This window comes from Microcoleus sp. PH2017_28_MFU_U_A (genome assembly GCF_020738035.1).
Lineage (GTDB): Bacteria > Cyanobacteriota > Cyanobacteriia > Cyanobacteriales > Microcoleaceae > Microcoleus.
This window is the reverse complement of record NZ_JAEQCX010000110.1, coordinates 1-24,038: the sequence shown is the minus strand read 5'-3', so window position 1 is coordinate 24,038 and position 24,038 is coordinate 1. Positions and strand designations below refer to the sequence as shown.

Sequence of the window (24,038 nt, the reverse complement as noted above, 5' to 3'; positions counted from 1 at the left end):
TTATCAAAATCGTATTTCTCTCTAAAAAATAGGGTACATCTCACTTGGGAAGAGGGCGAAGGCGAAGCATGACCGCATATAAGTTATTAGTTATCATCTCATATTGACTGCGGTCATGCTTCGCCCCTACGGATATATTCGCTTGCATTGAGATGCACCCGAAAAATATCTGCGTTCATCTGCGCTTATCTGCTTTAAATCTGCGGTTAACCACCAATCAAAGACTTAAGAGAAAAGTCCAAATTAGATGCAAACATATCTTATAAAAATCACCGAGTCAAGACTAATAATAATAACGCATATGAATTCTCGGATTGAACAGCGCCTCTACAGGTTTTCCGCCTTTGAGGTGCTGTTCCACGATCGACTCTACATCACTCGGTTTAACTCGACAATACCAAATTTGGTCTGGGGTGACTCGCACAGTCGGGCCCGTGTTGCACTGTCCCTGACAGCTAGAAGCTTCAACTTTTACTCCTGCGACTGGTTGGGCTTCAAAGGCAGCTAGCACTGCTGCTGAACCATGTCTCAGGCAAGATTGATACTGGCAAACTAATACACAGCGCGTTTCTGGTTGGGTATCTGCTTCTGCGGCGGTAGATTCTGGCATCGCTAAGAATTTATAGAAGAAGGAAGAGGGAAGAAGGAAGAGGGAAGAAGGAAGGGGGAAGAAGGAAGAGGGAATCTTCGGTAGGGATTTTGGAAATTAAGAACTTCCTCATCGTCGGGCACGGTTGGGATATCTGCTGTTTAACATATTTTAACAATGTTGTCAGGTCGATCGCCCGCGCGCTTGACTGACAAACGGCAGAATTCGTGAGTGCGATCGCAAAAACCTTGATAAATTCTGGCATTCAAACTATTTGAGTCCTTCTAGCTTGTCACGAATCCCTTCTCCCCGGCTGCTTTTCTTCAGTCTGTGTCACGCTTTCCCTATATGATCGGATGTAGAGCAACAACTAAATCAACCGCCAATCATGCCCAAAACAGTAGCCGATGTGATGAGTCGCGATCCGATTTTGGCGCGCCCCGAAACGCCCTTAAACGAAGCGATTAAAATTTTAGCCGATCGCCGTATTAGCGGCCTTCCCGTTGTAGATGAGAATGGTTTATTGGTAGGAGTCATCTCCGAAACCGACTTGATGTGGCGGGAAACCGGCGTTACTCCGCCCGCTTACATCATGGTACTCGACAGCGTGATTTATCTAGAAAATCCCTCGCGTTACGAGCGAGAACTCCACAAGGCTTTAGGGCAAACAGTAGGAGAAGCGATGAGTCAAGAACCCGTTACCATCGAACCAGACAAATCTGTCCAAGCAGCAGCCAAACTAATGCACGATCGCAGCATCCACCGATTGCCGGTAGTCGATAGTGCTGGCAAAGTAATCGGCATCCTCACTAGGGGAGATATTATCCGATGGATGGCGGCCCAGTCTTAATTAACTGTTTCAGTTGAAGGATTGTATCAGACAATGAGCCGATCGCTCCTTCAATCTCTAAGCTTTTGGCAATCACCAATTACCAATTACCAATTACCAATTACCAATTACCAATTTTAAAATCGCATGAGTATTACCCCTGAATCTGTCGAACAATTGCTAAATTCCGAGGATTTTGGCGAAAGGTTGCGGGCTGTCAACCAACTGCGGCAGCTAGAACCAGCGATCGCCTATAATTTGATTCAAATTGCGATCGGCGACAAAAACGTCCGCGTTAGATACGCAGCCGTCAGCCAAATGTCAACCCTCGGCGAGCAAAATCTGCCGAACGCTTTAGAGGTACTGCTTCACAGCTTGCGAAACGATCCCGAACCCGACGTGCAAGCAGCAGCAGCCGATGCTTTGGGCGCATTGAAATTAACCGCTGCTTTAGAAGATTTGCAGCAAGTTTACAGCAGTACATCTGAATGGTTGGTGCAACTCAGCATCGTCGCAGCTTTGGGAGAAATGGGCGATCCAAAAGCATTTCCGATGTTAGAAAATGCCCTGGGTTCTGAAAACGAATTGATCCAAACTATTGCCATCAGTGCATTAGGAGAATTAGGGGATAAACGGGCCCTGCCGCTGCTGCTTCCCTACGCTTCCAATGCAGATTGGCAGATTCGTTATAGAGTCGCCCAAGCTTTGGGGCGGTTGGGCGGTGTCGAAGCAGATGCAGCTTTGGAAATTCTTGCCAAAGATGAGGTTGAGCAAGTGTCTCAGGAGGCTAAAGTCGGACAAGATAATATTTTGAAATTGTGAGTTTTGAGCGGTGAATTTTGAATTAATTGAGAATTTTTTGTGAGGATTCTACTAAAAAATTAGTTGGCGCGCGATCGCTAACAAGAGTGAAACCCGGTTTCTTCGTAGATTTTTCGTAACTAAACGCAAAACTCGAAGAAACCGGGTTTCTAGCCCCCAGCCCGCGAACTGGACGCGCAATATGAACCTTAGTGACGCTCCTACATCAACCGCAAGCGGTATATTGTAGGCATCTGAGTCCTGTTAAGGATATCGAGATCTTCCTTCCCGCGGACTCCAATGGTTTCCCTTTACGGCGTTTTATAGTGAGGAACACGTCCCGCCCCACTTGTCACCTGAATTTTTTGGACTTAGACCCAGATTGTTATTCTTTGATCCAAGATCTAAGTATTTTACCACGACTATTGAACTTTTGTTCATCTCGTCATCCACCCGCCCACTGCTCAAAGCTGCGCTTTGAGATTATGGACAAGTGGAATCGGAGTCTCACACGCCTCTCATCCCACACTAACCTTCGATCGGTATAGTGTGGGGATTCCCGTCTGTTAAGCTAATCGGGAAAATCTCAAATCTCAAGCTCTATCTCAGATTCCGCACAGGGCGGTTTTATTGTCGTCAGACAAGTTAGGTACGTAGTTGCGCTTAAGCGCTCTTTCCTAATATTATAAAGAGCGCTTAAGCGCAACTACGTACCTCGCTCCAGATGCGAGCCGATCTTTGAGCGATACTTAGGGCATGGGGCATACCTCACTTTTTTTGAGAACCGCTATAAACTGTATTGTTGTACGTATATTAACGGTTAAACCTTAAAAAGCAAGTATAATAAATTACCTTAAAAATAATGTTGTGGGTAATTGTTCTGCGTGACGCGCTCGTGGCTGCGGAATCTCGGTTGTATTGATGCCACGGGCGATCGCACTCTTGGCTTTTTTCAACCAGAGTCCGGATATTGACATCCGCAGTTGAAGAATAGGTATAATAACAATAGATACAACAGTGGCAGGGATTAAGACAATTGTTGAAGCCTGCCCAGCCTGCGATCGGGGAAATTATCGTTAAGACGGTAAGCCATCTACCAGCTCAGCCCAGTCTTAAACATTTTTATCATCCCCATGCTTGAACAACTACAAAATTCCGATTCTCAGTCTGCGGACATTTTAACAGGAGAGCGATCGGCTTCTCAACTGTCACAACCCGCACCAGCCACAACCAATCTAAACTTTATTTATAAAGTTTTAGAACTTACGAACATAGAGCGCAGCAAATTGAGTTTGTCCCCCCTAACCTTAAATACTCAGTTGTTGAATGCGGCGCAAAATCACACCCAAAACATGGCAGTGCAAGACTTTTTCGATCACACCGGAAAAGATGGTTCGTCAATGGGAAATCGGATTACTGCAACGGGCTATAAATTCAGCTCGGCAGCAGAAAATATCGCTGCGGGATCGTCTACACCCGACCAAGTTGTATCATCATGGATGAACAGCAGTGGCCACCGGGCTAACATTCTTAATCCGAATCTGAAAGAGATTGGCATTGGTTACTATTTCCTAGCCAACGATACTGGCAGCGTCAATTACAATCACTATTGGACGCAAGTTTTTGCTACTTCCCTTGATGGTAGTGTCAATCCCGCACCACCTCCCACACCAACTCCAACTCCAACTCCCACACCAACTCCCGTACCAACTCCAACTCCAACTCCTACACCCAGCACATTAGTCTCCATTACTTCCCCAATACCCAATGCTACAGGGGACGGCACCCCGACGACAGCACCCAAGAATATAGCCAGCGGTGGCAATTATTTCCTATCAGATGCTGCTGATACTCAAATACCTGCCAGCGCTGTGGGATTGCAAATTTTTGCCCTTTCCGGGAAAGACAATCTCACTGGAGGAGCAGGCGCTGATACGATTAATGGAATGCAAGGCGCGGATACAATTAACGGCGCAGGTGGTAATGACATCTTATCCGGCGGTAAAGATTCGGATTTAATTGATGGCGGTGTTGGTAATGATTTTATCAGCGGCAACAATGATAACGATCGACTGATCGGAGGAGATGGTAACGATACTCTCCGGGGCGGCAAGGAAAACGATATCTTGATTGGTGGTAACGGCGATGATTTGCTGGGGGGCGATCGCGGGCAAGACATTCTGACCGGCGGTGCTGGTAATGATACGTTTATTCTGGCGGGTGGTTTGTCTGTTTCGGCTACCTTAGTTGGTGCCGATGTGATTACCGATTTTGTCGCCGGGGATAAGATTGGTTTAACCGACGGGATCGGATTTGCCAACTTGACTTTTGAAGCTGTGAGTTTGAAGTTGGATGGAGGTGCAATCAGCGCTTCTACGGCGATTAAGTCGGGGGCTAATTATTTGGGTATCGTGCAGGGTGTAAGTCAAAGTCAGCTTACATCTTCTGTTTTTGTGAGTGCAATTTAGGAAGTAGATCGGGCAGTTGAAACCGCGTCTATACAAACTAAACCCGCCTTCGCGGGTTGAAGATTACTCGTTACCAGGTACAGCGACAAGAACGAGTTAATCTTCTTTCTTCAGTCCGCGGAGGCGGACTTCGTGTGTGTAGACGCGGTTTCAACCGCCGAGTCTTCTCGTATTCTTCTTTCTTCAGTCCGCGGAGGCGGACTTCGTGTCTGTAGACGCGGTTTCAACCGCCGAGTATTCTTCTCGTATTCACGTAAAATCTACAATTGTATTGATGCTACAGCCGATCGCAAATTGCCTTGAAATTCGCCTAACAACAGGTGCGTCGCTTTGAGATTGTCGGTATGCAAGGCGAGGGATTTTCTGTGGCGACGCACCCTACGATCGCAAAAATCTACAATTGTATTGATGCTACTGCCGATCGCAAATTCCCTTGAAACTCGCCCAAAATTCGATCGCACTCTTGCTTCTCCAAACCAGTCCAGTGCATCATCAAAGCTAATTTTACAGACTTGCCGCTTTTTTCCAACAAAAAACCCGCTTCATCCCGGCCCAAATCAGTTAAATCTTGTAACATCCGTACCGCCCGATCGCGCAATTTCTTATTAGTCACCGCCACATCAACCATCCGATTGCCGTAAACCTTCCCCAGCTTGACCATTACGCCAGTCGAAAGAATATTCAAAGCCATTTTTGTCACAGTACCAGCTTTCAAGCGCGTCGAACCCGCGACTATCTCCGGGCCAACCAACAACCGAATATCCACATCAGCCTCAAAATTCACCTGTTCGACGGGTACGCAGGCGATAAACACTGTTTTCGCCCCCCGCTGGCGCGCCGCGTGTAAAGCACCCGCTACAAAGGGCGTTGTACCCCCAGCCGTAATCCCGACAACCACATCGAGATTGTTAATGTGACGGTGGGCGATCGACTCAGCGCCATCTTCAGCCCGATCCTCCAAATCCTCCGAACTCCGCACCAAAGCCCCCGCACCCCCGGCAATTATGCCCTGTACGAGTTCTGGCGGCGTGCAGAAGGTGGGGGGACACTCGGCGGCATCGAGTACCCCCAAACGCCCGGAAGTGCCCGCACCGACGTAAAATAGGCGGCCTCCTTGACGTAGAGATTCGGCAGCAATGTCGATCGCCCGGGCTAACTGTTCGCGGGCACGGGCGATCGCATTTAAGGTTTGGGCGTCTTCTGCGTTGAACAAGTCCACCAATTCGATCGAGCTAAGTTGGTCTAAATTCGCGCTGTTGGCATTCACCTGTTCCGTCAGCAGATGCCCCCGTTCTTCCAAATTCTTCATTTTTTGTCAGTTATTAACGATCCGTTGGCAATTTTTGCTTCTGGTGGGCAGAGTCAGGAGACATACAGAGTCCCAGCTTCAGCCTAGAAGCCTGTATCTAGAAATCGAGTCTAGGATTGAGAATGCTGGAAGATATCAAATTTATCCTTCTTCCTTCTTCCCTCTTCCTTCTTCCTTCTTCCCTCTTCCTTCTTCCTTCTTCCTTCGTGATTACAAAAGTCCTTCGAGTCGGCGGCGCATAGAATCCAGTTCGTCTTGAGAAACCTCAGAATCCGACTCCGGCTGTGACTCCGGTTCCGACTGCCCCTCTGCCTGCCACTGAGTCTGTGTTACATTGTCTTCTGGCGGAATCGCTAGTGCGCCCGCCGGCACAAGTTCCCAATCATAATCAACACTGTCGCAGAACTCCTTAATTTCCTCATCGTCGATCGCCTCGACAGCGGGTTCGGGAAAATCCTGAGCTTCCAACATCACGCCAAAGCGTGTGGCGTCGTCTTCTGACTCAAACATCAGAACTTTGTTGCGATCGCCGAGTTGAATGGTGTGAATTCCCTCATTCTCGGTGCGGGCATTGAAGAGTAAGACGAACACTCGCATAAGTTTTAAAGACCTTCTTAACCACCGTTTTTTTATCTTAGAAGCGATCGGGCAATTTTAGATTTTAGATTTTAGATTTTAGATTGACTGTCTGTTGTACGAGGTGTGGCGATTGTAGATTTTAGATTTTAGATTGACTGTCGGTTGTACGAGGTGTGACGATTTTAGATTAAGTTTGGTAAAGATTTCTGGAGTCTGTGCGACATAGGAGGGGGTGAATATTGAAGTTTCATTGTGCGATCGGCACTTCCAAGCTCAGTTATGAGTCTAGCAAAGACAGAAAGCCTTCGTCAGAATCCCAGAATTTTTCCGCTCTACTACTAAATTGTATATTTCAATTCTCGACCAAAACTCGTCAAATCCCCCCTCTCCCCCTCCCCCTCTCCCCCTCCCCCCCTCCCCCTCTCCCTTTCTCCCCCTCTTTCCTCTTCCTCTCTCAAACCGGCTGATTTCCTCAATTCCTGAATTCTCACAACCTTGAGAAATAAGCATGACTAACTCGGACGATGACAAAAAACAACTCGCACCCCGTTCTGGGCGCCACTGGTGGCGTATCTTGCTGCTTAGCGGTACGGGAGTGGGCATTCTCGGCCTGGTTGGGGCGGTAGCCGCACGGGAGTGGGTGCAGAAAAAGTTAGCTCCTTTGGTGGCCTCTGAGGTCAGTCAGACATTGAAGCGGCCAGTGCAAATCGGACGTTTGGAGCGATTTTCTCCGATCGGCTTGCGGTTTGGTCGATCGACTGTACCCGCAACTGCGATCGATCCAGATTACGCTTCCACAGAAGCAGTGGAAGTGAAATTTTCAATTTGGCCGCTGCTGTTCAACCGCACTCTCAAATTAGATATTACCTTAGTTAAACCTAGCGCTTATATCGAACAAGATGCTGAAGGCCGCTGGGTTAATATTCCCACCCAAGACAAAAAACCTGCGGGTTTATTTAAAACGGAAATTGAAGCAATTCGAGTTGAAAATGCCGGTGCAGTTTTAGTGCCTAGTCCCGAAGTCGGACAGAAAACTTCGGCGCCGATTTCTGTAAGTCTAAAAAATGGCAGCGCTTTATTTCGCGAGCAAAATCAGCGCGTTCTCTACGAACTTAACGGTCAGTTTACCAATAATGACAATTTTGCAGTCAAAGCAGACTCTCTGTTGCCTGCGGCTCAAACTAACGTGCTACTGCAATCGCAAAACTTACCTTTGTCCGACATCGCTCGCTTGCTTAAAATTTCCGGAATTTCTCTACAAAAAGGTCTGGCAAATAGCAATTTAACCGTGCAAGTGCGAGACAATAAATTATCTGGAATTACTGGAACAGCAAGTTTTGCCGGAGTGCAAGCAAGTATCAAACCGCTGAAACAGATTATCCAAAATGGTAGCGGTCAATTGCGGTTTCAGGGAACCAATTTAATTGTCGATAGTCTCACAGGTAATTACGGTCTAATTCCGGTTCAAATCGCCGGAACAGTTGCTACTGGAACTAATTTAAATACCGAACAAGCGAGTTTCAATCTGATAACTAACGTGCAACCGGTAGCTGTGGCAAGTGTTATTAGTGCGGTGGAGGCAGAGTTAGGGCAGAAAGTAGTATTGCCGATCGCAGTTGCCGGAGAAGTGAAGGCGGATGCTAAGCTGACTGGAACCGTTGCAAATCCAGTGCTCTCAGGTACGATCGCCTCGACAAAACCCGCTACAGTCGATCGCCTGCAATTAAACAATATTAGCACTAACTTTAAATTGGAACGCGGGAGAACAGCTCAAACTCCAACGCCGAATTCTCCACCGTCAACTGTGCCGTTGTCCTCTTTAGCTTTGACATTGAGCGATATATTAGTTGTGCCGGCGGCGGGCGGTAAAATTGGTGGCAAAGGTGAAGTCGATATAACGTTGGGAAGTGAGAATTCGCGATCGGGTTTGGTGTTCGATTTGCAAGCGGAAAATCTGCCCGGAGATGCGATCGCCCAAATTTACGCTCTCCCGATTCCCGCTGCTGTTAAAATTGGCAGTGTGTCCGCCAAAGCTCAAGTTTTCGGGCCGTTAAATAATATCCAAGCTAGAGCTAAATGGCAAGCACCACAAGGGACTTTTCCGGCTAGCGGCGAAATTCGCGCCGGAGGTAATACGGCGGATTTGCAAAATACCGTTGTCAAAATTGGCGATGCTACGGTGAATGTGGATGCGGCGATCCAAGACCGTCAGTGGGAAGCTATAATCAAGGGCGATCGCGTGGCAGTCAAAAGTTTGCAGCCACTGATTCCCCGACTTAATTTACCTCCAGAATTAGCAGGTTTGTTCAGCGGCACCGCCGAAGTTGCAGGAACTCTGGACGATTTGAGTTTAAATGGTATTTATGCTAGCGGCAAAGGAACGCTGAATGTTGTTGATAGTATTGTTGATGTTAATGCCAAACTAGAATCAGGCCGCTGGCAAGCTTCTGGCAAAACCGAAAAAGTTGCCATCAATGCCTTACTTGATATTGGCTTGCCATTTTTGGCGATCGCAAATTCTGCCAATCTCGAAAATCTAAAATCCAAAATCCAAAATCTAAAATCGTTGGATGGACAGCTAGCCGGAGAATTTCAAGCTGCGGGAAATGTTGACAATTTAACCGCTAGCGGCATCAATCTTAGCACCAACGGTAAACTCAATATTGCCGACAGCAGTGTCAATCTCAAAGGAGAATTGACAGACGGAAATTGGCAAGCAACCGCAGAAACCGATCGCACTTCCATCAGCCGCCTGGTAGATTTAACACTCCCGATTTTAGATGTGGCTTCCGCCTTCAATCCCGAAAATCAGCAATCTGCCAATCTAAAGTCTAAAATCCAAAATCTCAAATCGATCGACGGCCAATTATCGAGTCAATTTACAGCTTCTGGAAGTCTAGAAAATTTGACGGCTAGCGCAATTAATGTCAACGGTAGCGGCAAACTAAATCTGGGCGGTAGCAATGTCAATTTTAAAGGAGAATTGGCGGCGGGAAATTGGCAAGGAACCGCAGAAACCGATCGCACTTCGATCGGCAGCCTGGTAAATTTAGGATTGCCACTGTTAGATGTGGGCTTGGCTTTTACGGCTGACAATCCCCAAATAGTCGCCAATATCAACAATCTAAAATCCAAAATTCAAAATCTCAAATCGATTGACGGCCAAATATCAAATCAAATTCAAGCGGCGGGAAGTCTTGACAAATCAAGCATCGCCGATGTTTCTGTTAACAGCAGTGGCAAATTAAATATTGCCGACGGTACGGTTGATTTTAAGGGAAAATTAGATGCTGGACAATGGCAAGCTGTTGCGGATCTCGATCGAGTTATTCTCAGCCGCCTAGAACAAACAGTCCGCAATCTCCAACTGTTTCCGCTGACGGCGACTTTGCCTAAAGGATTTGACGGCAGAGTTAACGGCCAATACCAAGCATCGGGCAGTTTGGATAATTTGACAGCTAAAGGAATTCGTGCTAGTGGAGAAGGACGGATTTTGGTCGATCGACTCGGGGCGATCGATACTACGGCAAAATTGGAAAACGGCAACTTGGAAGCATCGCTAGCAACCAACGGAGTTACAGTCAGCAATTTAGAACAAACCCTCAAACAAACAGGTTTGCTGACAACCAATTTACCGCGAGAAATTGCCGGAACCCTCGATGGCAAAATCAGAATAGTGGGAAATACAGATAATTTAACCGCCAACGGCATCACAGCCAACGGCGACGGACAAATTCGACTCGCCAACGGTGGCGGAGTTGTCAACGCCAAAGGTAGCGCACAATCCGGGAATTGGCGCGCGTCAATTGAAGGCGACCAAATTGCCCTAAGTCGCTTCCAGAAAGCCTTTGAAGCCCAGCGGCAAAGCTTGCAAGGCAGCGGTTTAGTCTCCCAAGCCCAAAATCTCCCCCTACTGCGGGGACTATTTAACGGGAATGTTGATTTATCCGGCCCGATTGCTGCTGCTTCCCCGCAAAATGTTCGCGCCGGCGGCAGTTTCCGCATCTCGGAATTGCCCTTTCTCAAACAACCTTTTGATGCAATATTTAACTGGGATGGCAAACGGATAGAAGTAGAAAAAGCTGCAACTCGCGGTTTGACAGCCAGCGGATTTGTCGGCGTTGAGTTAGCTGGGAAAGGATTACCGTCAATTTCCAATCTAGATTTGGATGTAAAACTCTCCAACTTTAACCTGGAAGCCTTGCCAGCAGAACAGTTGGCATTTTTGACACCCATGGGTGCCAAAAAGTCTTCAGAGAAAAATCAGCCTGTGCGCGGCAATGTCGATTTCACGGGGCGCCTCACCGGAACATTGGCCGCCCTGAGTTTAGTTGGCGACGTGGAAGTGCGGAATTTAGCAGTAAATCAAGTCGCTTTCGATCCTGTACTGGCAGGAAAAGTGACGGCGAGTTCCGATAAAAGTGTAGATTTGCGTTTGGCTGGCCCCCAAGACAAAATCGAAGTCGCTTTAAATCAGTCGTTTCTGCCGACATCATTCTTAGTTAAACGCGGGGAATCCGTAGCCCGCGGCCAAGCTGAGGGCGAAACTTTGCGAGTTAATTTAAGCGATTTCCCGCTGGCTGCATTGAATCTCTCACCGGGAGAAGAGGCAGGTTTGGGGCCGATAACCGGTACTGTTTCGGGACAAGTCAACGTGCCCGGTTGGAAGATGCCGCTAAATCCGGCGACTTTGCAAGCCAACGGACAAATTGCGATCGCCCAACCGGCGATCGGCTACATTAAAGGTGACAGTTTCCAAGCCGAATTCAGCTATGCTAACGGCAGCGCCACTCTCACAAACGGCATCTTCCGGCAAGGTACCGGTCAATACTCCATTTCCGGTAACGTCAAAGCAGGCGCAAACCCCGAATTTGCCGGGAAAGTTAACATCCAGCAGGGGAATTTGCAGCAAGTTTTAGCAGCTTTGCGGTATTTCAATTTAGGAGATTTCGCGAGAGGCTTGAAACCTCCCGTTTACGGTAACAGCGGTGACGTGAAAACAGTCGCAGTCGGAGAACCGGAAGCGCCGTTAATCGAACAGTTGCGCCGCTTGGCAGAAATCGAAGTAATCTTGCAGCAGCAGCAAGCTGTGAAATCATCGGAAAAATTGCCTGCCTTATCTCAATTGCAGGGAACTTTTGGTGGCGAAATTGCAGTGGCAGGTTCTCTGCGAACAGGCGTGCAAGCTCAATTTAACGTCAAAGGCGATAATTGGCAGTGGGGAAAATATGTCGCCGAACAGTTCAGCATTGAGGGCAGTTTTCAGGACGGGATTTTAACCGTGTTGCCGCTGGAAATTCGATCGGGCAAAAGTGCGATCGGATTTTCGGGACAACTCGGACAGAAAGCTCAATCCGGGCAGTTGCGGGTAGAAAATGTACCCGTAGAAGAGTTAGCAAAACTAATCGAATTACCCTTTGTAGACGTTACTGGAAACTTAAATTTGCGGGCAAACTTAGCTGGAAGTTTAGAAAATCCGCAAGCCACCGGCGAATTAAGTTTGCTGGACGGGACGCTAAACGGAGAACCGATTAAAAAAGCCGACAGCAGTTTCAGTTATAGCAACGCCCGCCTGAATTTTGGGGGCAGCGCTTTGGTAACTCAAACCGAACCAATTGAAGTACAGGGAAGTTTGCCTTTCGAGTTACCCTTTGCTGCGGTAAAACCCGACAACAATCAAATAGATTTCAGGGCGAATTTGCAGAATGAAGGATTAGCAATTATTAATGTCTTAACTCCCCAACTTGCCTGGGTCAATGGCAAGGGACAGGTGCAAATTCGCGTTGGAGGGACGCTGCAACAGCCTGTAGCGCAAGGAATTGCGAATTTTGAAAATGCAACCGTCCGGGCGCGGGCTTTCCCAGAACCGATTACAGGGCTAACTGGGGCAGTGCGCTTTGAGGGCGATCGTATTCGAGTAGAACGAATTCGGGGACAATTGAGTAAAGGGGAAGTTGTAGCCCAGGGCGTGATTCCATTGTCTGTGCCTTTTGCGGAGGGCGATGTCGATGCAGCGAATCCTTTGGCTGTCAATCTAGATAAATTGGGATTGAATCTCAGAGGATTGTACCGCGGCGGCGCAGTCGGTCAAGTCCAAGCAAGGGGAACAGCTTTGCGGCCGCAGTTGAGCGGTAAAATTGAACTGTACGACGGCGAAGTATTTCTCCCCAGCGCCGGCGGCGGAACTAAGTTAGCTTCTTCCGATTCCCCTTCCCCTACGACATCTTCCCCTACGACTCCGACTGAGGTTTCTACTTCTCCTGCGACTCCGACTTCGCCGACATCTTCCCCTTCCTTTGAAGTTGGATTAAACGATTTGGCGCTGAAATTAGGCCGAGGAGTGCGGGTAACGAGTGCGCCGATATTGAATTTTCAGGCGACAGGGGCTTTGACGGTGAATGGAACTTTAGACGATATTCGCCCTGCGGGTACGATTCGGTTGACTTCGGGTGCGGTGAATTTGTTTACCACGCAGTTTAAGCTTGACAAAGGATACCCACAAACAGCTACCTTTGTACCAACACAAGGACTCGATCCGACATTGGACGTGAGATTAGCAACATCGGTACAAGAAGTCTCGCGGTTTCGCACTCCAGGAACATCTGTCGCGTCTGAAATAGCCGACGAACCGACAAGTTTCGGCAGCGTGCGGAGTGTCCGAATTCAAGCATTAGTCAAGGGTAAAGCCTCCCAGTTGGCCGAAAATATCGAGTTGAGGAGTTCTCCAGGGCGATCGCAAACAGAGATTGTAGCGCTATTAGGCGGCAGTTTCGTGCAAACATTAGGACAGGGAGACAGTACACTGGCGATCGCCAATTTAGCCGGTGCAGGATTATTAAACAACCTGCAATCCGTAATTACCAACGCCACCGGATTGAGCGAATTTAGGTTATTTCCCACACGAATTAGAGGAAACGAAGGACAAACAGCCAGTTCCAGTTCAGGGGCCGCAGCCGGTGCAGGTTCCCTCGGTATAGGCTTAGAAGTCGGGGCCGATATCACGCGCAATCTTTCAGCATCAATCATTCGAGTATTATCAGCAAATCAGCCAACAGAATTTAACGTGCGGTATCGTTTAAACGACAAAATATTGCTCAGAGGTTCAACCAATTTCCAAGGAGACAATCGCGTCACCGCCGAATACGAATTGAGATTTTAGTCATTAGTCATTAGTCAACAGTCAACAGTCATTAGTCATTAGTCAGCAGTCATTAGTCATTAGTCATAGTGCTGTCCCCGCTCGCTTTCCAACAGTCATTAGTCATAGTGCTGTCCCCGCTCGCTTTCCAACAGTCATTAGTCAACAGTCATTAGTTTGTAGATGCCCACTGCACTTAGTCTTAAGTTTTACACCCAATTACCAATTACCAATTACCAATTACCAATTACCAATTACCAATTCCCAATTACCAATTACCAATTCCCAATTCCCAATTCCGCATTAATTTGCTATAATATAAATAGCAAAACCAAAACGGTACTGCAAACCCCGCACACAAGGTTATGGGAGTTAAGTCAAATGGCAAACAAACTCCAAGTGAAAACACAGGCGATCGGCTACAGCGACTTATACTGGAACCGATTTAGTCCGAGAGTAGCGACTATCAGCAGCATCCGCAACGCCAACCACTGGGACGGCGGATTCATCACCTACATTGCATATCCCACAAAAGTAGAAGCCACAGCAGCAATGAAACATTTGCTACTGAACCAAAAAGCTGCGGATGTTGATATGCGGAAAGCCAAGCGGATGAAAGCAAAAGGCATTCGGTGGGAACTCAAAATTCGGGGTTTAGCTTTTAATGAAGTGTTGAAACTGGCAACAATGGATATAACTGGAAAGCTAGTTATGTCACCTGTAACAACTACTCAAGCCACAGGCTGATAGCTGAATTTAGATAATTTGTAAGGGCGGTGCCCATGCCCGCCCTAACTCCAGATTTTTCTCTTACCTCTACATCTTCCTCAGTGTCATCTGCTGTTCACGAAAAACTATAACTATATGCGTTTCATCAGCCCCAAAACAGACTTTGCATTCAAAAAAATCTTCGCATCTTCAGAACATCCAGAAATTTTAATCAGCTTCCTAAATGCAATGCTGTATAACGGAGAATCCACAATCGAAGAAATAGAAATAATTGACCCTTATTCAGCCGGAAGCGTCACAGGATTAAAAGACACCTACCTGGATGTCAAAGCCAAGATTACCGGAAACAAAACCGTAATTGTGGAAATGCAGGTACTCAACGTCGCCGCCTTTGAAAAACGAGTCGTGTACAACGCAGCCAAAACCTATTCTACTCAACTCAAAGCTGGAGACGGTTACTTAAGATTAAAACCAGTCATTGCCTTAACCATCACCGACTTCATCTTATTTGAAAACACCGAAAAACTAATTTCGCACTTTGAATTCACAGAAGCCGAAGAGAAATTCGTCTATCCCAACTGCGAAATCAAATTAGTGTTTGTCGAGTTACCGAAATTCAAAAAAGAATTGAATGAACTCGAAACCCTGCCAGAAAAATGGATTTACTTCATGAAAAACGCACCCTCATTGGAAGTAGTACCAGAGACATTGGGGTCAGTTGCAGAGATTAATGCCGCGATGGGAATTGCCAACCGAGCAAATTTGACCCTCGACGAATTAAATGATGTAGACAAGCGAGAAATGTTTATCCAAGACCAACTAGGTTCTGTGACAAAAGGGATAGAGATTGGTATTCAAAGGGGAATACAACAAGGAATACAACAAGGACTTCAACAAGGGATTGAACAAGGGATTGAACAAGGGATTGAACAAGGGATTGAACAGGGAATCGAAAGGGGTAAAATTGAGGGGGAAATAGGATTAATTATGCGTCAGATTGTGCGGCGGGTGGGTGATGTTACAATGGAAATTCAAACTCGCATCCAGGGGTTATCTGCGGCACAGTTAGATGATTTGGGAGAGGCTTTGTTGGATTTTACAAGTGAAGAGGATTTAATTGCGTGGTTAGATTCTGCGGTTGGATGAATAGCAGTTTGTAGATACCGTAGTTCAGCGGTAGGGTGCGTCAATCGATTTTAGATTTTAGATTTTAGATTTTAGAGGCGATCCCACGGATAAATTCGGGGGAAGAGAGGATTTTCGATTTTCGATTTGGGATTGATTCCACGGATAAATCCGGGGGCTTGTAGCACCTTTGAAATTCTCGATGAGTTTGGTAGTTCTCAATTATCACTAAAAATCTCATTCTGACGCACCATTTATTCCGGGCGTGCGTCATTTTTGAGATTGTGATGAAAGTAGCGAAAATCTCATTATTCTGACGCATTCTAATTCTAAATGAATCGTATTGAGATATAATAGAGTTTTAACAGAACACAAATTATTGTCCTATGAAAACCGTTGACAAAAGTCAATTAACCGCTCAATTACTCGAATTATTGCAACTTGTCGAGATTGAAGGCGAAGAGATTTTAGTGATGGATGGGAATAAACCAGTTGTGAGAATTTCTCAGTATGAAAAGTCTCTTTCAACTGAAGAATTATTTAAGGATATGCGCGGGAAAGTAAAATATTTTGAAGATTTAACTACGCCAACATTTATTTGATCGAGTATTTTGTAAGGTGCGTCGCTATGAAATTGTTGATTTTTGTTGAATATTTTTCGAGGCGACACACCCTACGACTACTGAACCTTATTGAATTGTACCGAATTAACCTATCTTCGCCTTCCCGGTGATGGCTGCGTAACACGACGCAGCCAACCTACATCATGTGAGTGAGAGGTACGCGAGCATTTTTATCCCAAATCCCAAAACCCAAAACCTGTTTGTCCAAACAGGTCATTTCTATGGCAACCTAAAAAACAGCAGACACAATTTTATAAACTTTAATTAGAGAACACCAGCCATCAATTATGCAAACTCTGCCCAATCCAACTAAAACCGTATCTAGCCAACCAGTATTCGACACCAGCATCAAACGCCGCAAAACCCGTCCCGTCAAAGTCGGCAGCATCACGATCGGCGGAGGCAACCCAGTCGTCGTACAATCGATGATTAACGAAGACACCCTCGACATCGACGGATCGGTCGCAGGAATTCGGCGCTTGCACGAGATTGGCTGCGAAATCGTCCGCGTTACGGTGCCCAGTATGGCCCACGCCAAAGCTTTAGCCGAAATTAAGCAAAAATTGCACGAAACCTACCAAGCCGTGCCCCTGGTTGCTGATGTCCACCACAACGGGATGAAAATTGCGCTGGAAGTCGCCAAACACGTAGACAAAGTGAGAATCAATCCCGGACTTTACGTGTTCGAGAAGCCGAAAGCCGACAGAAGCGAATACACTGAGGCGGAATTCGCCGAAATTGGGGATAAAATCCGCGAAACCCTGGAACCTCTGGTGATTTCCCTGCGAGATCAAGGTAAAGCTTTGCGAATCGGCGTCAATCACGGTTCCCTCGCGGAACGGATGCTGTTTACCTACGGCGACACCCCGGAAGGTATGGTGGAATCGGCCCTGGAATTTATTAGAATTTGCGAATCCCTGGACTTCCGCAACATCGTGATTTCCCTGAAAGCCTCCCGCGCGCCGGTGATGGTGGCTGCTTACCGCTTGATGGCGCACCGGATGGACGAATTGGGGATGGATTACCCGCTGCATTTGGGCGTTACGGAAGCTGGCGATGGCGAATACGGGCGCATCAAATCCACGGCTGGTATCGCACCGCTGTTGGCTGACGGTATCGGCGATACTATCCGCGTCTCGCTGACTGAGGCGCCGGAAAAGGAGATTCCTGTCTGCTACAGCATTCTGCAAGCTTTGGGATTGCGGAAAACTATGGTTGAGTATGTGGCTTGTCCTTCCTGTGGCCGCACTTTGTTTAATTTGGAGGAAGTGTTACATCAAGTGAGAGAGGCGACGAAGCATCTCACGGGTTTGGATATTGCAGTGATGGGCTGTATTGTCAATGGGCCGGGCGAAATGGCTGATGCTGATTATGGCTATGTGGGGAAGCAACCGGGTTATATTTCTCTGTACCGCGGCCGGGATGAAATTAAGAAGGTTCCTGAGTCTGAAGGTGTGGCAGAATTGATTAATTTGATTAAGTCGGACGATCGCTGGTTTGAACCAGAGTAGGCTTGACTGGATATAGTTTTGAGGTTTGGGGCGGGCAAGATGCCCACCCCACAACTCTTGTGGTGGCACAGGCATCTTGCCTGTTGCTTTTGGGGCGGGCAAGATGCCCACCCCACAACTCTTGTGGTGGCACAGGCATCTTGCCTGTGGCTTTTGGGGGCGGGCAAGATGCCCACCCCACAACTCTTGTGGTGGCACAGGCATCTTGCCTGTGGCTTTTGGGAATACAACTCGGCAAAGTTGAATAAATATGTATCCAAAATCCGACCAAGCCTTGCCTGTGTTAGATTGGGCGTGATTATTCTGAACTCTTTTCCTCCCGCGCGTCAGACAAATGGTTATAACAAAACGAGGGCTTGTTCTAAGTGCAGCAGCGGTGTTACTCACTGCTGCAACTCTTGCCAACACTGGTTGCAGTTCTAAATCCCTGGCTTCTTTTAGGGGAAGTCCTAAAGAATTGGTTGATGAAGTTTGGCAGATTATTGACAAAAGTTATGTTGATGGCACTTTTAACCAGGTTGACTGGAAAGCGGTGCGGAATGATTATTTGAACCGGACTTATACTAGCGATGAGGAAGCTTATAAAGCAATTCGAGAAATGCTGAAGAAGCTGGACGATCCTTATACGCGGTTTATGAACCCGGAAGAGTTCAAAAATATGCAGGTTGAAACTTCTGGTGAACTCACAGGAGTTGGGATTCAGTTGACTCAAGATGAGAAAACTAAGAAGTTGGTGGTGATTTCTCCCATTGAGGATACTCCTGCTTTTACTGCTGGTATTCTAGCAAAAGATATCATTACTAAGATTGATGGCAAAACTACTGAAGGGATGGATACGAATCAAGCGGTAAGTTTGATTCGCGGCCAGGCTAATACTGAGGTGACTCTGACTATTTTGCGGGACAAAAAGGAAATAGATTTTAAGCTGAAACGCGCTAAAATTGAAATTCATCCCGTGCGGAAGTCGGTGCAGAAAAGCCCGATCGGCGAAATCGGCTATATTCGCTTAAATCAGTTTAGCGCGAACGCTGCATCGGAAATGCGATCGGCAATTAAGGATTTGGAACAGAAAAAGGTGACGGGTTATATTCTAGACTTGCGTTCCAATCCGGGTGGGTTGCTCTACGGCAGTATTGAAATTGCTCGGATGTGGCTCAAAGAAGGTACGATCGTCTCTACGGTCGATCGCGTCGGTGAAGCCGATCGACAAACCGCAAACAAAGGAGAGATTACCGACAAACCTTTAGTTGTCCTCGTAGACGGCGGTTCAGCAAGTGCTAGCGAGATTCTATCCGGCGCTTTGCAAGACAACAAGCGCGCAGTTTTGGTGGGAACCAAGACGTTTGGTAAGGGTTTGGTTCAGTCGGTACGCGGCGTGGGAAATGGTGCCGGTTTGGCGGTGACAATTGCCAAGTATTTTACTCCCAACGGCACTGATATCAACCACATGGGAATTAAACCGGATTTTCTGGTTGAACTTACCGACGCTCAAAAACAGGATTTGAGGCGCGATCGCGATAAAATTGCTACGACGGCCGATCCGCAGTACGCCAAAGCTTTGGAAATTTTGACCAATAAAATTACTGGTAAAACAGGGAACGATAAGGCGGAGTCGAAACCGCAGGCGACGCCTTCTAAGCCCGCTGCTGCACAGGCTAAACCCAGTGCGGCACCTGCTAAATCTAAGTAGTTTTTAGTCACAAAAACTTCAGTAAAGAAGGACTAAAGTCCTCACTACAAACCAGGTTCGTAGTGAGGACTTTAGTCCTTCCAAGTTCTTTTATTTCGGTTGACATTTGCCAGCGCGAATTAAACCGATGCGTCGGGCGATCGCATCTTCAGCAGAATCGTAAGGGCCCCACTGTTCTATAATAGTGGGGCTTTGCTGTGCGATTTGGGCCGGCAAAATCTCGCAATTACCAGCAGGACGTTTGACAATATAAAATTTATCTGATTCTGTCATAGCTAAATTTCTCACCTAAAAGTTCAATACTAACTAATCGTACCGTTGAAACCGCGTCTGTACAAACGATGTCCGTGCCAATCGGACTAAAGACAATTACCGTCTAATCTTCAACCCCCTCTTAGAGTGCGTGAGTGTCTGTATAGATACAGTTTCAACCGTACATCCAATCTTCAGAATTAAGATAAGAATTAAAAAAAACTAACACTTTCGGAAGATGCCAGAAATTTTATCTATGATAAAAATATAGACATTTGTCTAAACTGTGCATTATATCAATTCTGGTTGTATCGGAATTATTTAACCGCAGAGAACGCAGAGGACACAGAGGGAGAGAAGAGAGAGATGAATAATTACTCGGCTAGACGGAATTGATATAATGCACTTTCTGTTCTCACCAAAATATTCTAATCAATACCGAAGAAACCCATGCAATTTATTCCCAAAACAGTCCCCGAAAATCAATCACAAATCATCCCAGTTAAAGAATCTCCCCCGCCAGAAGTTGTTACTTTCGATGTCGGTGGGATGAAATGTGCGGGTTGCGCTGCATCAGTTGAACGCCAACTCATGCAGCATTCAGGCGTAATTTCGGCTTGCGTTAACTTGGCCGTAGAAGTCGCAACGGTTGAGTGTCAACCAGGGACTGTCGATGCAGATGCTTTAGCGAAAAAGTTGACTGATAACGGATTTCCCTCTCAGTCTCGCTTAGGTGAAAATCAGCGGGAAGCAGAAGCGGCGGCAATTGAACGGCGGCGGCAAGAAATTCGACAGCAAATCAATCAATTGTCGATCGCCCTTATTCTAATTATTCTATCCGGTTTAGGACACATACTCGGCACCAAAGCCCCAATTCTCAGCAACATTTGGTTTCACTGGGGACTCGCCACCCTCGCATTGCTGCTACCTGGCCGCCCGATTATCGTTGACGGCTGTCGCAGTTTGTGGCGAAACGCACCAAACATGAACACTTTGGTAGCTTTAGGTGCAGTCACGGCTTACACGGCTAGCAATGCGGCGCTGCTGTTTCCACGCATGGGATGGGAGTGCTTTTTTGACGAACCGGTGATGCTTTTGGGCTTTATCTTGTTGGGCAAAACTCTCGAACAGCAAGCCAGACGGCGCGCTGCATCAGCTTTGCAAGCTTTAATCGCACTACAACCAGCGACAGCCCGCTTAGTTGATTTTAAACTGCCGATTTTAGATTTGGACTCTCAAGAATTGCCTGCAAACTCGACATCTGCGGTCTACAATCCACAATACATTGAAATTCCAGCCGATCGCGTCCGAGTCGGAGAATGGCTGCAAGTTTTACCCGGTGAAAAATTTCCGGTAGACGGCGAAGTCTGCGAAGGTAAAACAACCGTAGATGAATCGATGCTGACTGGCGAATCGATGCCAGTTTTGAAGCAACCAGGAGATACAGTCGCGGCGGGAACTATCAATAAATCCGGGGCAGTTGTGATGCGGGCAACTCGCACCGGTCAGGAAACAACTGTAGCTCAAATGGTGGCTTTGGTACAAGCCGCCCAAACTCGCAAAGCGCCGATTCAACACTTAGCTGATACTGTCGCCGGATATTTTGTCTATGGCGTAATGGCGATATCGGCTTTAACTTTCCTATTTTGGTATTTCGCCGGAACTCATATTTGGCCTTCTGTGCTTTTAGGACACAATATGGGGCATGGGGCATCGGGCATGGGGCATGGGGCATTGGGCATGGGAAATCAATTATCAATTACCGATTACCAATCGCCTTTGCTGTTAAGTTTGAAATTGGCGATCGCAGTTTTAGTCATTGCTTGTCCTTGTGCTTTGGGACTGGCTACCCCAACTGCAATTTTAGTCGGTTCTGGCATCGGGGCGGAGCGCGGACTTTTAATTCGCGGTGGCGATGTTTTAGAACGAGTGCATCAATTAGATACTGTGGTTTTTGACAAAACTGGGACTCTGACAACTGGAAATCTCACACTCACTGATTATTTGCCGATTTTCCAGAATTCAGAGTTGGATTTGAACTCGGATATTAATGTGGGAAACAAACAAGATATCTGTTCCACAATTTCCACAATTTCCACAATTGACTCAAAACTGCTGCAAATTGCCGCAGCAGTCGAAAGAGGCGCTTGTCATCCCATCGCCGCGGCGATTTTGCGGGAATCTCAACAGCAAGGTTTGCCGCTGCTACCTGCTGATGATTTCTACACGGAACCGGGCTTCGGGGTTTCTGCTTTAGTGGAGGGCCAGCGGGTGTTCGCGGGGAATGCTGAGTGGATGAACCAGCAGGGCGTCGCTGTGGCTGCGGAACTTTTGGAGTCTTGCCAAGGCAAAACGGCGGTTTACGTGGCTTCTGGGGGTGTTTTGCTGGGGGTAATCGGGCTAAAAGATACTCTGAGGCCAGATGCTAAGGCGGCAGTCGATCGCCTGCGGGGCATGGGATTGCGGGTAATCATGCTGACGGGCGATACGGCGTCGGCGGCGTTGGTGGTGGCGCAGCAGCTAGGTTTGGCGGCTGCTGATGTTTTGGCCGAAGTGCGACCGGAGGGGAAGGCTCGGGCGATCGCCAGTTTGCAAGCCCAAGGCTGTAAAGTGGCTGTAGTGGGAGATGGAATCAATGATGCCCCGGCTTTGGCTCAAGCTGATGTCGGTATCGGTTTGCACTGCGGGACTGATGTCGCGGTTGAGACTGCTCAAATTGTGCTAATGCGAAATGCTTTGATTGATGTTGTTGAGTCGATCGACCTTGGTCGCGCTACTTTTAATAAGATTCGCCAAAATTTATTCTGGGCTTTTGCTTATAATACTCTGGGAATTCCAATTGCGGCCGGTCTCTTGCTGCCTGCAACTGGAATTTTACTCAGTCCTGCGGCAGCAGGCGCATTTATGGCGTTTAGTTCTGTTAGCGTTGTTACCAATTCTTTGCTGCTGCGCCGGAAGTTTCGAGGTTAAATTTAGACCTTCCAAATAAAAGTCATCAGTAATTAGTCATTAGCCAGGAACTAATGACTGATGACTGATGACTGATGACTAATGATTTATGGCTACAGTGCCATACTCTCCAAAAGCCGCCAGTTATTGTTTTTCATAACTGAACGACTGACTAGCTCGAACATTTGACGGCAGTGGTTATTGGTTTGCAGGGGCAATTCCTCGTTTTTGATTACGAAGTTCATGCGAACTTCTGAGTCACTAGCCGTGTTTTTCTCAATTAGGACTTCGGCGGTGACCAGTTTCGGAATCGAAACTTGACCCGGAAGTTCGCGAGCCATCAGGGAATCTCCTGTATTGTAGATAATATCAAGATTGCATGACTCTAAAATTTCAATCAGGGATTGACGGAGACGGTCGATCGGAACTGCAACGATAAAAAAACCAGTATAGCGAGCCATAGAAAACTCCAACCATGAGGCACTGAGACTTTATTATCATACCGAACCTAGAACAGATATACGGGAGGATTCATATTTATTTTATTGAGGTGCAAAGTTAGGCAATGAAGGGCAAACTTATCGTATTTGAGGGGGTAGAAGGTGCTGGAAAAACTACACAAATGCAGCGATTGATACATTGGCTGCAAGTAAGTTATTTTCAGAAAGTCCGGTTGGTGGCTACTCGCGAACCGGGGGGTACGGAGTTGGGAAAAGGACTGCGGCATTTGTTACTCAAACAAGATCCGGGTGAATCTGTATCTGATGTAGCAGAATTACTCATGTACGCTGCCGATCGCGCTCAGCACGTCGAAACTTTTCTTAAACCCGAGTTATCGAAAGGAACGATTGTTTTATGCGATCGCTTTACAGACTCCACGATTGCTTATCAGGGCTACGGCCGCAATCTTAATTTAAATTTAATTAAGCAGTTGAATGCAATTGCCACCGGCGGCTTGGAAAGCGATCTGACTTTGTGGCTGGATATTAATGTGGAGGCGGGTTTGACAAGGGTAAGGGCCAGAGGAGAGCGCGATCGGATCGAGCAAGCTGATTTGCAGTTTCACAAGCGCGTACAGCAAGGTTTTACGGAGTTGGCACAGGAACATAAATCTCGAATTTTCCGGATCGATGCCGATCGCCCTGAAGATGCGATCGCCCAGCAAATTCAAGGTATCGTAAGTCACAAGTTAGAAGTTTGGGGATACTAAATAATCCCAATTCGGAAAATTAGAATGACATAGGCGGCCAGAAACCGGGTTTTTTAGGAAATATTTCCTAAAAATTCTCAATATCGATGAAAAACCCGGTTTCTTCCTTTTGTCCCAGCGCCGTTAACTGTAATTAACCGGGCGTTGCTGAATCAGGGTATGAGACGAGAAAAAATGCGAGATTGGAGCCGAAAATGATTTCTGGGATTTTGATTGGGAATTGGAACATCTCCAAA

General features: G+C 47.1%; 18 protein-coding genes. 12 read left to right on the top strand and 6 right to left on the bottom strand.

Translation table 11 applies throughout. The features are described 5' to 3' along the window. Nucleotides 1–283 precede the first annotated feature (283 nt). On the bottom strand, nucleotides 284–610 hold the full coding sequence (locus JGK14_RS25605; RefSeq protein WP_293182696.1) for a (2Fe-2S) ferredoxin domain-containing protein: 327 nt from the start codon (nucleotides 608–610) through the stop codon (nucleotides 284–286). A gap of 367 nt (nucleotides 611–977) precedes the next feature. Between JGK14_RS25605 and JGK14_RS25600 the strand changes: the two genes are divergently transcribed. Both JGK14_RS25600 and nblB read left to right on the top strand, forming a co-directional pair. Further along, on the top strand, nucleotides 978–1,439 hold the full coding sequence (locus tag JGK14_RS25600; protein ID WP_293192036.1) for a CBS domain-containing protein: 462 nt from the start codon (nucleotides 978–980) through the stop codon (nucleotides 1,437–1,439). 126 nt (nucleotides 1,440–1,565) lie between these two features. Beyond that, a complete protein-coding gene (nblB, locus tag JGK14_RS25595; protein WP_293182700.1) occupies nucleotides 1,566–2,240 on the top strand; it encodes a phycobilisome degradation protein NblB in 675 nt (224 codons plus the stop codon). Between the two features lie 827 nt (nucleotides 2,241–3,067). On the opposite strand, the gene JGK14_RS25590 is transcribed toward nblB, so the two are convergent. After that, complete coding sequence (locus JGK14_RS25590) at nucleotides 3,068–3,196, bottom strand: hypothetical protein (RefSeq protein ID WP_293233675.1); 129 nt, start codon at nucleotides 3,194–3,196, stop codon at nucleotides 3,068–3,070. A 156-nt stretch (nucleotides 3,197–3,352) separates the two neighbouring features. Between JGK14_RS25590 and JGK14_RS25585 the strand changes: the two genes are divergently transcribed. Then, the gene (locus JGK14_RS25585) at nucleotides 3,353–4,687 is read left to right on the top strand and encodes a CAP domain-containing protein (protein WP_325315638.1); all 1,335 of its coding nucleotides are present in this window, start codon (nucleotides 3,353–3,355) and stop codon (nucleotides 4,685–4,687) included. Between the two features lie 394 nt (nucleotides 4,688–5,081). Here JGK14_RS25585 and murQ read toward each other — a convergent pair whose 3' ends face one another. After that, nucleotides 5,082–5,996 carry an N-acetylmuramic acid 6-phosphate etherase gene (gene murQ, locus JGK14_RS25580; RefSeq protein WP_293182706.1) on the bottom strand — a complete coding sequence of 305 codons (915 nt, stop codon included), beginning with the start codon at nucleotides 5,994–5,996 and terminating at the stop codon, nucleotides 5,082–5,084. 210 nt (nucleotides 5,997–6,206) lie between these two features. Beyond that, on the bottom strand, nucleotides 6,207–6,593 hold the full coding sequence (locus tag JGK14_RS25575) for a DUF3110 domain-containing protein (RefSeq protein WP_293182710.1): 387 nt from the start codon (nucleotides 6,591–6,593) through the stop codon (nucleotides 6,207–6,209). Nucleotides 6,594–7,083: 490 nt separating this feature from the next. On the opposite strand from JGK14_RS25575, the gene JGK14_RS25570 reads away from it, so the two are divergent. The 7 genes from JGK14_RS25570 to ctpC all read left to right on the top strand — a co-directional run bounded on the left by JGK14_RS25570 (nucleotide 7,084) and on the right by ctpC (nucleotide 19,391). Further along, nucleotides 7,084–13,734, top strand: coding sequence for a translocation/assembly module TamB domain-containing protein (locus JGK14_RS25570; protein WP_325315637.1), 6,651 nt, complete (start codon nucleotides 7,084–7,086; stop codon nucleotides 13,732–13,734). Between the two features lie 162 nt (nucleotides 13,735–13,896). Next, nucleotides 13,897–14,460: a hypothetical protein gene (locus JGK14_RS25565; protein ID WP_325315636.1), complete on the top strand. Its 564-nt coding sequence runs from the start codon at nucleotides 13,897–13,899 to the stop codon at nucleotides 14,458–14,460. A gap of 117 nt (nucleotides 14,461–14,577) precedes the next feature. Next, entirely contained in the window at nucleotides 14,578–15,588 is a 1,011-nt protein-coding gene (locus JGK14_RS25560; RefSeq protein ID WP_293192028.1) for an Rpn family recombination-promoting nuclease/putative transposase, read from the top strand. A 365-nt stretch (nucleotides 15,589–15,953) separates the two neighbouring features. Beyond that, nucleotides 15,954–16,169, top strand: a complete 216-nt coding sequence (locus tag JGK14_RS25555) for a prevent-host-death protein (RefSeq protein WP_293192026.1) — start codon at nucleotides 15,954–15,956, stop codon at nucleotides 16,167–16,169. Between the two features lie 308 nt (nucleotides 16,170–16,477). Further along, on the top strand, nucleotides 16,478–17,701 hold the full coding sequence (ispG, locus tag JGK14_RS25550) for a (E)-4-hydroxy-3-methylbut-2-enyl-diphosphate synthase (protein ID WP_293192017.1): 1,224 nt from the start codon (nucleotides 16,478–16,480) through the stop codon (nucleotides 17,699–17,701). Between the two features lie 2 nt (nucleotides 17,702–17,703). Continuing rightward, the gene (locus tag JGK14_RS25545; RefSeq protein ID WP_293192015.1) at nucleotides 17,704–17,949 is read left to right on the top strand and encodes a hypothetical protein; all 246 of its coding nucleotides are present in this window, start codon (nucleotides 17,704–17,706) and stop codon (nucleotides 17,947–17,949) included. Nucleotides 17,950–18,035: 86 nt separating this feature from the next. Further along, the gene (gene ctpC, locus JGK14_RS25540) at nucleotides 18,036–19,391 is read left to right on the top strand and encodes a carboxyl-terminal processing protease CtpC (RefSeq protein ID WP_325315635.1); all 1,356 of its coding nucleotides are present in this window, start codon (nucleotides 18,036–18,038) and stop codon (nucleotides 19,389–19,391) included. A 90-nt stretch (nucleotides 19,392–19,481) separates the two neighbouring features. Here ctpC and JGK14_RS25535 read toward each other — a convergent pair whose 3' ends face one another. Continuing rightward, nucleotides 19,482–19,664: a DDE transposase family protein gene (locus tag JGK14_RS25535; protein WP_293157588.1), complete on the bottom strand. Its 183-nt coding sequence runs from the start codon at nucleotides 19,662–19,664 to the stop codon at nucleotides 19,482–19,484. Between the two features lie 429 nt (nucleotides 19,665–20,093). Between JGK14_RS25535 and JGK14_RS25530 the strand changes: the two genes are divergently transcribed. Then, entirely contained in the window at nucleotides 20,094–22,613 is a 2,520-nt protein-coding gene (locus tag JGK14_RS25530; RefSeq protein ID WP_325315634.1) for a heavy metal translocating P-type ATPase, read from the top strand. A 92-nt stretch (nucleotides 22,614–22,705) separates the two neighbouring features. Here the strand turns inward: JGK14_RS25530 and JGK14_RS25525 are convergent, their stop codons facing one another. Beyond that, nucleotides 22,706–23,053, bottom strand: coding sequence for a hypothetical protein (locus JGK14_RS25525; protein WP_293158409.1), 348 nt, complete (start codon nucleotides 23,051–23,053; stop codon nucleotides 22,706–22,708). Between the two features lie 104 nt (nucleotides 23,054–23,157). Here JGK14_RS25525 and tmk point away from each other — a divergent pair, with 104 nt between their 5' ends. Further along, on the top strand, nucleotides 23,158–23,802 hold the full coding sequence (gene tmk, locus JGK14_RS25520; RefSeq protein ID WP_293182744.1) for a dTMP kinase: 645 nt from the start codon (nucleotides 23,158–23,160) through the stop codon (nucleotides 23,800–23,802). Nucleotides 23,803–24,038 lie beyond the last annotated feature (236 nt).

Bases quoted from the DNA above. Each gene is read 5' to 3' on its own strand.
- JGK14_RS25605 (WP_293182696.1), bottom strand. From the start codon at position 610: ATGCCAGAATCTACCGCCGCAGAAGCAGATACCCAACCAGAAACGCGC.
- JGK14_RS25600 (WP_293192036.1), top strand. From the start codon at position 978: ATGCCCAAAACAGTAGCCGATGTGATGAGTCGCGATCCGATTTTGGCG.
- nblB (WP_293182700.1), top strand. From the start codon at position 1,566: ATGAGTATTACCCCTGAATCTGTCGAACAATTGCTAAATTCCGAGGAT.
- JGK14_RS25590 (WP_293233675.1), bottom strand. From the start codon at position 3,196: ATGTCAATATCCGGACTCTGGTTGAAAAAAGCCAAGAGTGCGATCGCC.
- JGK14_RS25585 (WP_325315638.1), top strand. From the start codon at position 3,353: ATGCTTGAACAACTACAAAATTCCGATTCTCAGTCTGCGGACATTTTA.
- murQ (WP_293182706.1), bottom strand. From the start codon at position 5,996: ATGAAGAATTTGGAAGAACGGGGGCATCTGCTGACGGAACAGGTGAAT.
- JGK14_RS25575 (WP_293182710.1), bottom strand. From the start codon at position 6,593: ATGCGAGTGTTCGTCTTACTCTTCAATGCCCGCACCGAGAATGAGGGA.
- JGK14_RS25570 (WP_325315637.1), top strand. From the start codon at position 7,084: ATGACTAACTCGGACGATGACAAAAAACAACTCGCACCCCGTTCTGGG.
- JGK14_RS25565 (WP_325315636.1), top strand. From the start codon at position 13,897: ATGCCCACTGCACTTAGTCTTAAGTTTTACACCCAATTACCAATTACC.
- JGK14_RS25560 (WP_293192028.1), top strand. From the start codon at position 14,578: ATGCGTTTCATCAGCCCCAAAACAGACTTTGCATTCAAAAAAATCTTC.
- JGK14_RS25555 (WP_293192026.1), top strand. From the start codon at position 15,954: ATGAAAACCGTTGACAAAAGTCAATTAACCGCTCAATTACTCGAATTA.
- ispG (WP_293192017.1), top strand. From the start codon at position 16,478: ATGCAAACTCTGCCCAATCCAACTAAAACCGTATCTAGCCAACCAGTA.
- ctpC (WP_325315635.1), top strand. From the start codon at position 18,036: ATGGTTATAACAAAACGAGGGCTTGTTCTAAGTGCAGCAGCGGTGTTA.
- JGK14_RS25535 (WP_293157588.1), bottom strand. From the start codon at position 19,664: ATGACAGAATCAGATAAATTTTATATTGTCAAACGTCCTGCTGGTAAT.
- JGK14_RS25530 (WP_325315634.1), top strand. From the start codon at position 20,094: ATGCAATTTATTCCCAAAACAGTCCCCGAAAATCAATCACAAATCATC.
- JGK14_RS25525 (WP_293158409.1), bottom strand. From the start codon at position 23,053: ATGGCTCGCTATACTGGTTTTTTTATCGTTGCAGTTCCGATCGACCGT.
- tmk (WP_293182744.1), top strand. From the start codon at position 23,158: ATGAAGGGCAAACTTATCGTATTTGAGGGGGTAGAAGGTGCTGGAAAA.